Origin of the sequence: uncultured Chloroflexus sp. (genome assembly GCF_937951745.1) — a bacterium.
Classification (GTDB): Bacteria; Chloroflexota; Chloroflexia; order Chloroflexales; family Chloroflexaceae; genus Chloroflexus.
Map to the genome: position 1 here is coordinate 23,825 of NZ_CALFBQ010000072.1, position 6,282 is coordinate 30,106.

The following is a 6,282-nucleotide window of genomic DNA, read 5'->3' on the forward strand; positions in this document are numbered from 1 at the left end:
CGTTACTTGCGCCGGCGGCGACCGGCGATTGCGCGTCGCCGGGCCGGCGGCGGTGTTGTAGCTGGCGGGTTAGCGGTGAGTGTCCCTTCCTGTTGTTGCTCTGCTGGCCATACCGTCTCGCCTAAGGCGCGTTCCTTCAGCCCATTACTGTGCTGTGTATTGCTAGACGGCGCCACCACGACGGCCTGATGTTCAGTCACTGGTGGGGTCACGATCACGCGCGATGGTTCAGTGGGCGGAGTCACAATCACGTGCCCAGCGACCGGTTCGGCGTTAACAAAGCCGTCATGATCCGCCACTGGATCAGGCGTGGGCACAGACACGTTGTTGGCAGGCTGCCCCGTTTCTGGTTGCCCCTTGCCGGGATTGAGCAGCCGCAACGGCATATCGCTCAACAACTGGCGGAGGTTAGGCAATGGCAAACGTGGTCGATCAGTTTGCCTAGCCAACGTATGTTCATCAGTTAACATCACCGCGCCAAGTACACTATCGCTACGTTTCAGCGTCAGCCGCTTGAGGCTTTGTTGAATGTCGCGACTGCTATCTTCGGCGGGTTTGAGCGCCAGCACCACGCCATCAACCATCGGTGCCAGCAACGCAGCTTCAACACCGCTGAGCGTTGATGGGCCATCAAAAATGAGGATATCAGCAGCGTGTCGCAGTCCCTCGACTAATGCCGGCCATGGTTGCGATGGCGGCAAGGGGTGGCCATCTTCGCCGATATTGCGGGCCAACAACAACACATTCTTCATTGGCGTAACCCGCAAACTCGACCAAACTTGTGCTTCGCCATCGATCATAATCGGTTGTAGCACTGACTCGGAATTGCCAAACAGTTCGCTCAAAGCAGCTTGCTCAGTTTCGGCATCAACCAGCAATACCCGATAGCCCGATAGCGTATAGCAATGCGCCAGATCAATGACTAACGCACTTCGTTCATGCGACGGGCGCGGCCCGCTGACCATCAAAATGCGGGCATTGCGAGGCAAGCCAGCTAGCACAATTTGGGTGTGCGCTTCTTTCACGGCCCCGACGCGCATGCGCGCTTCATCTTCGCTCAAGCCAATTAATGGCCGCTTGCCGGGCACTGCGCCGAGGAAGTTGAGGCCAAACCGGCTGCGCAAATCGTTATGGTTGCGCCAGCGGGTGTCAATCGCTTCGAGCACGAATGACGCCATCAGGCCCACCAGCAGCCCGGCCAATCCAGCAACGGCAACCGTCAGGTTGCGTTTGTTCGGCAAGGGAGTTCCCGGTACCTTCGCAGATTCAAAGACCGAGAGACTGTTAACCATGCTGGTATTTTGCAGCCGCAACAACTGGGTATATGCATTCTGCGCCGTATCGCGGGCCAGTTCCAATTCTTGCAGCCGGTTGCGCGCCTCGCGGAGATCGGTGGCGCTGGTGGCTTGTGCTAGCAGTTCGCGAGTCTGGTCGATCTGGCGATCGAGCGTTGTAATCTCGCGTTGCGCGCGATCGATCTGCTCGTTTAGCAGGCTTCGCTGCGCCGCGACATTTTCAGGTGAGTTCGGGCCGAATTGGATCAATTCAGTCGCAATCGCATCGGCGATGGCTGCTGCACGCTGCGGATTCGTGTCTGTAATGGTAATCTCTAGTAAACTCGCTTGTCGGTTGACACTCGTTGCCAGCATGTAATCTCTGATCACTGGCCATGGGAAGGGTAAGCCAAGCTTTTCAACCACTGGGGCTAAAATGATCTCGCGCTTGGCCATTTCACCGTAGAAGCTGGCTACGGTATTGGTCAGACCGATCATCTGCGGATCAGGCGCGGCAGTCGAGAGCGTATCGCCGACACGCAGGGTCGTCCGGCTAATGTAGTAATCAGGCTGGCGCATGGCAAAGATCAGCGCACCACTGGCGGCGAGGAGAGCGGCGAGCAGGGCAACCCACCACCAGCGAAGCATAATGCGAATGTATGACCAGATGTCGCTCCATGTGAGCATGAATGTCGCTCCTTCTTAACTGGATGCCGGCAAGATAACCAGATCGCCCGCTTCCAGCCCGCTCACAATCTCTACTTTGCCATCGACAATCAGCCCAAGTTGCACATCAACCCGTTGAGAGCCGTTTTCGGTTGGCACTAAAACATGCGGGCCGCCATCGCGCCGGATGGCTTCGATTGGTAGCCAGCGCACTCCTTCACGTTGGCCAAAATCGATCGTTACTAGCGCCGGGTCGCCAACCACGAGGGCGAGATCGCCGGCGTTGTACGTAATATGCAGTTCGGGCGCTTGCAGCGGGTTGTTCATCGTCGTCGCTTTGCGCACCACGCCGGTAAAGGTGCGGCCGGGATAGCGCACAAACGTGATGCTCACCGTGGCGCCATTCGGAATCCGTTCGATATCCTCGGCGCTTAATCCGCTGACGGTAATCTGCAACCCGGAGTTGTCCATCAGCCGTAATACCGGAACTTCGGCTTGCACCGGAAAGCCTACCAAGGCATCAACCGCCGTGATCGCGCCGTCGAAGGGCGCATAGATCCGGCGCGCCTCGATTTGACGTTCAATCTCTTTGATGGCCAGTTCCGAAGCGGCTAAGCCCTTGACCAGCATTGGATCGGGGTTAAGACGCTGGCGAGCGGCATCGAGTTGGATCTGCGCCTGTTGCACAGCTCGCTGGGCGGCAGTTACCTCAAACTGATCGGGCCCGTTAATCAAGCGATCAAGCCGGGTGCGGGCTAACTCTACATCGGCTTCGGCGGCTTGTACGGCGGCAATTTCGTTGCCGCGGGCGGTGTCGTATTCAATCTGGGCGAGTGCGACCGCACTTTCTGCGACTCGCACTGCGGCAGCCAACTGGTCGACTAGCGCGCGCACTTCTGGCGTATCTTCAACTTCGAGCCGGGCGCGGGCCTGCTGATAAGCGTCTTGCGCCCGTTGCAATTCGGCTTGCCGGTCGAGCAGCGCCCGCTCGGCGCGCGTCTTTACCGCCGAAGCGTCATTGCGGGTGCGGGCCAGCGCAGCTTCGGCCCGTTGCAAGGCAGCGCGCGCTTCGGCGATCGCAGTTGCTGAAGGCGGGGTGGTCAGTGCATTCAGCCGGTCACGGGCCGAGGCAAGCGCCACTTCGGCGGCGCGCACATCAATTTGCGCCCGCGCGGTTGCTTGCTCGATTGCGCGTCGATCTTGTTCGGCATTGATCCGCGCTTGCCGGAGTTGATCTTCTAATGTGCCGAGATCGATCTCAGCCAGCAACTGGCCGGTGGTAACTTGCGCACCAACTTCAACGTACAGATTGCGCAAGATGCCGCTCTGCCGGAAAGCGAGATCGCGTTCGAGCACTGGTGTGACCTGCCCGCTCAGTTCGCGCTGGTCATTGAAGGTGCCGATTGCCACGGCGACCGTGCGGAGCTGTGGCGGCGCCGCAGTGGCGGTTGGCATCGCTACTACTGCGGTTGGAACCGCTGTTGGTGGTGTCCATGGCTCTGGCGTCGGCGTACCAATTAGTGAGCCAATGCTGCAGCCGCTCAGTCCAATAGCGAGGCTCATCGCCAATGCGCTGCGAACGGCAATCTGTACGTAACGCTCCATAGCTTCCTCTTAATTATTGTGGCAAGACAAATGCGCCGGGCAGCGGTAGCGTTGCAAACGGCGTGCTGACCGCCTCTTCGGCCAACATCCAGCGCACCGCCCCTAATAGGTCAGGTGCAATGAATGACGGCTGGTAGCGCCGCAATTCCGGCTTCTGCAATTCGCTAACGCCACGTCCTGTCTTCACAAGGATGGTCTGGCATCCCATGCGCTGCCCTGCCGCAATATCGCTGAGTGCATCGCCGACAAGGTACGCCTCACGGCAATTGATCCGGTGACGGGCTGCCAGATCCTCCAACATCCCCGGTTGAGGTTTCCGGCAACGGCATTGCTCTTCGGGCCGGTGCGGGCAGTAGCGAATGTCATCGATCTGCGCGCCGTGGTAGCTGGCGATGTCGCGCAATCGGGCGTGAATCTGTTCAAGGGTTTCAACCGACATCAATCCACGCCCGACGGCTGCTTGATTGGTGACAATAAAGATGCGAAAACCGGCGTTGGTCAGTAGGCGGAGTGCAGTGAGCGCGCCCGGTATAAATTGGAATTCTGACCAATCTTTGACGTGGTCTGGCCGGTTGTGATTAATGACACCATCGCGGTCGAGAAAGACAGCGCGCATGAAGCCCCCCTCCTAGCGCTGCAACTAGATCATAGCACGTAGTAGGTCGCAGGCTACGATCACAATGCTACAGTACACCTTGTGGCTGAAGATCGGCTAACAGCGGAGCGAAGAAATTGTGACAATGCTTTCATATAACCTCTCGACAGGTGACTAGTTTGGGCGCTTGGCTAACGTGCCAATCCTTTCCTGTTTGCTTGCTGCTTGCGTTCCGGCTGTTGGGATGCAGGCAGTAGCCGTGCTTGATATGTGAATATCTCTGTAGATTGTGCAACTTGCGAAGGTTTTTTCGGTTTCTTTTTCGGGATGATGAGTAGTTATTTGCCGATTTAATCTGTTCAGTGTGGCTTATATGATCTTGGTGAAGTTTGTTTTTATGCAATAGTTCTTTTGTCCGAGCGAAGAATAAAAGGTACTATGGTACTACTGCTTTATCAGCAAGAAAGACTCGCGCAGATAATTGCTACGCAAGAGCCACCATCCTCGCTTGTATTGCCACTGTCCCAAGCGGTTGAGGGTGAGGTTCTCAAATACCATCGGTATGTAGCTAATTTCCAGCGCGGATGACCAACAGAGGCAGTGACCAGCGTTGGCACATTGGTAAACTCTTCCTCAGCAGCCGCAGTGTTCCGGCGAGTACGATCTGATTGATAACGACCCATACCTTGTAAGTGAGCGGGTATGGTAAGGCGCTGAGCGGGGCGAGAACGATCACTCAGAGAGGCGAGTAAAAGTAGTGTGGTACTTCAGGATAAGCGACTGACGGGTGGGCTGCGGTGAATTGCAGCGCTCTCCTATGGTCATGTATGTCCTCGCCGGCGCGCGGCATCGTCGCGGCAATGTAGTAGGTCTGAAAATCCCCGTCTGCTCGAACTGACGGTTGGCGCAAGCGAATGCCGGTTGCTGGCGGAAGCTGTGCAATGTGGTGTGCGATACGCTGGTGTGGGTGAAAACCATGCTTGCTAAGCTGGCTCGTAAGAATCCAGATCTGCAATGAAGACCCGGCCACCGCTTGTTTGCCGCTCACAGGTCACCTCTGCGATGGATGCAACGAGGGCGTTGTTGCCGTTGACCCGCGCCGAGAGTTCGATCAAACGTACAGTGTCGCATTCGTAGAAATAGCTGAGATATCCGCCAAACGACCAGTCGGTTTCCAGAAAAACATCGCCTGCGCCCAGATACTGGGCCACGCATGTCGCCGGTTTGATATGGGGATTTGGCACGGTCGCGCTTGACCAAATAGCGGCTTGAACGTTTCCCAGCCCAATCAAGAGAATGCATGCGCCTGCAAGAATGGTCGTTGGCGCGGTAGTGTTGGCGAATCCCAATCGACGACAATAGCGGCAGCGAGAAACAGATTCGATGCTACAAACCACTTTGGCTTATAGGGATCCCACCAAATAATGAAGGGTAGAAAAAGCGCGTAGCTTGCGCCGATCCACCTGAGTTGCCGGTACGACGGGTGACGCCAATGCACTGCGTACCAGATCGACATCCCCGCTTATCCCAGCAGCGCCAGCAGGCGCAACCGGGCAGGCATCTTATCTGCAACGAACCCCTGAGCGGATACCGCAATCTGATCCCGTTCCACAGGGGAATGATGCAGACGATCGCACTGATACCCGACGGCAAGATGCGATCCGGCGACCATAGACCCTAGACCGGCAGGCGCGCGCTGCTGTCATTTAGTCAACCAGCTTATGATCGCAGGTAGATCGCGATAGCCGTAGACGAAGAACGCAACTGGCAAATAGTACAAGCTAAGAATAACGCTCATGGGCCGTCGATGTTTCCAACCGCGCTGAGCCAATCGCAGAACGATTGATGATGATGGGTTACTAGTGAGCTGATTGCGTTCATTGCCCGAGAAACACGCATGCTTGTCCCGTGAGAACGGCGAGCGCTCAGCAGAGACTGGCGAGCAGGCTGGTGGCAATTCGTGGCGGATACAAGCTGCTGGCGAAGGCGCTTACGCTAAATGCTTCTGCCAATGGAACGTAAGAGATGTCGGTGCTAAAACTCCACTGCGCCCAAGAGAGGGCTAGAAACGCGCTACCGAGTGGCACACAGCTTGAAGACGCCGATCGTCGCCGCTGAGGTTGGAGTCTGCCGATTGCAGCA

Annotated in this window: 5 protein-coding genes; all 5 read right to left on the reverse strand. The window is 56.9% G+C overall.

The annotated features are described in order from the left end of the window. Nucleotides 1-2: 2 nt before the first annotated feature. On the reverse strand, nucleotides 3-1,961 hold the full coding sequence (locus Q1A59_RS15935; protein ID WP_298483176.1) for a tyrosine-protein kinase domain-containing protein: 1,959 nt from the start codon (nucleotides 1,959-1,961) through the stop codon (nucleotides 3-5). Nucleotides 1,962-1,976: 15 nt separating this feature from the next. Beyond that, nucleotides 1,977-3,545, reverse strand: a complete 1,569-nt coding sequence (locus Q1A59_RS15940; protein WP_298403004.1) for an efflux RND transporter periplasmic adaptor subunit — start codon at nucleotides 3,543-3,545, stop codon at nucleotides 1,977-1,979. A gap of 13 nt (nucleotides 3,546-3,558) precedes the next feature. Continuing rightward, a complete protein-coding gene (gmhB, locus tag Q1A59_RS15945; protein ID WP_298403006.1) occupies nucleotides 3,559-4,161 on the reverse strand; it encodes a D-glycero-beta-D-manno-heptose 1,7-bisphosphate 7-phosphatase in 603 nt (200 codons plus the stop codon). 962 nt (nucleotides 4,162-5,123) lie between these two features. Continuing rightward, nucleotides 5,124-5,351 carry a hypothetical protein gene (locus tag Q1A59_RS15950; protein WP_299645227.1) on the reverse strand — a complete coding sequence of 76 codons (228 nt, stop codon included), beginning with the start codon at nucleotides 5,349-5,351 and terminating at the stop codon, nucleotides 5,124-5,126. Between the two features lie 714 nt (nucleotides 5,352-6,065). Further along, nucleotides 6,066-6,282: hypothetical protein (locus Q1A59_RS15955; protein WP_299645228.1), on the reverse strand; the 217-nt coding region annotated here is incomplete at its 5' end.

Excerpts from the sequence above, each read along its gene's own strand:
- Q1A59_RS15940 (WP_298403004.1), bottom strand. The coding sequence starts at position 3,545 with ATGGAGCGTTACGTACAGATTGCCGTTCGCAGCGCATTGGCGATGAGC.
- Q1A59_RS15935 (WP_298483176.1), bottom strand. The coding sequence starts at position 1,961 with ATGCTCACATGGAGCGACATCTGGTCATACATTCGCATTATGCTTCGC.
- gmhB (WP_298403006.1), bottom strand. The coding sequence starts at position 4,161 with ATGCGCGCTGTCTTTCTCGACCGCGATGGTGTCATTAATCACAACCGG.